Source organism: Mycobacterium sp. E796, from assembly GCF_001672815.1.
Lineage (GTDB): Bacteria > Actinomycetota > Actinomycetes > Mycobacteriales > Mycobacteriaceae > Mycobacterium.
The window spans coordinates 1-1,159 of record NZ_LZKK01000073.1; the positions used below are offsets into that span (position 1 = coordinate 1).

Here is a 1,159-nt window from a genome sequence, read left to right on the forward strand (position 1 = left end):
GACGGGCGAGCCCAGCACCGCGCCGACGATGTCGAGTTCCGGGGCGTAATCGCCGCACATCTCCGCGGCCCACGCGCTGGCCAGGCCACCGCCGGAGTAGCCCCACAGCCCGATCGGCGCCGACGGCGACAGCCCGAGCCGTTCCGAGCTCAGCGCGGCTCGGATGCCGTCCAGTACGCGGTAACCGGGCTCGTACGGCGCGCCCCACGAGCCGTGGATGCCCTCGTGATCCGGCACCGACACGGCCCAGCCCTCGGCGACGGCGGCGCTGATCAGCAGGAACTCGAACTGGCTGAGCGACCCGAGGGCCTTCGCCCGGCGCCTGAGCGCGTAGGACGGAAAGCAACGGGACGTCATCGCGTCGATCGCGCACTGGTACGACAACACCGGGCAGGTCTGCCCCGGAGCCAGCCGGGCCGGGACGATCACGGTGGTCGCCGTCGCCTCGGGGTCGCCGTTCATGTTCATGGTGCGGTAGAGCAGCTGGACGGCCTTGACGGGCTGGGGCACCAGACCCAAAAACGCCAGCTCGACGTCGCGCGAGCGCAGCACCGTCCCGGGCGCGGCGTGCTGGTAGCCGGGCGGCGGCTGGTAGAACGGGTCGTCCGAGGGCAGCAGCGGACGCACCTTGCGCTGCAGTTCCTCGTGTTGCGGCCGTCCGATCCACTGAGCGCCATGCGCCCCCGCGAGATTGCCGAGCTCAACCATTCGCAGATCCCTCCTTGGCCATCCGGCATTCTCGCGCATGAACGGACGGTGGCCAAAACGTAATCGCCGCATTGTGAACCAGTTCTCGTGGTCCCCCCAGCTCACCGGGCGAAAGGTGTTCTGCCCAATGTACCGGCGTGTCGCGGCCGGCGGGGCGTTAAACGCCGGGCGGCCGGAATGCGGCGAATTCGTCGGTGACCCGCAGCCGGGAGTCGGTGAAGTGATACAGCGCCGCCGGTCGGCCGCCGCTGCGGCCGGACTGGGCAATGGTGCCCGTCTGGCTGATGACCCCGCGCCGGACCAGCACGCGCTGCAGGTTCGTCGCGTCGACCTGGTAGCCCAGCGCGGCGCCGTAGATGTCGCGCAGCGCGGACAGCGCGAATTCCCTTGGGGCCAAGGCGAATCCGATGTTGGTGTAGGACATCTTGGCGGCCAGCCGGGTCTGGGCGTG

At 70.1% G+C, this 1,159-nt stretch carries 1 protein-coding gene and 1 pseudogene; both read right to left on the bottom strand.

The window, feature by feature from the left end:
• Positions 1-708 (bottom strand): lipase family protein (locus A5706_RS06635; RefSeq protein WP_231985073.1); only part of this gene is annotated, 708 nt, incomplete at its 3' end.
• A gap of 157 nt (positions 709-865) precedes the next feature.
• Positions 866-1,159, bottom strand: a pseudogene (locus tag A5706_RS06640) (NUDIX hydrolase); the annotation flags it as partial.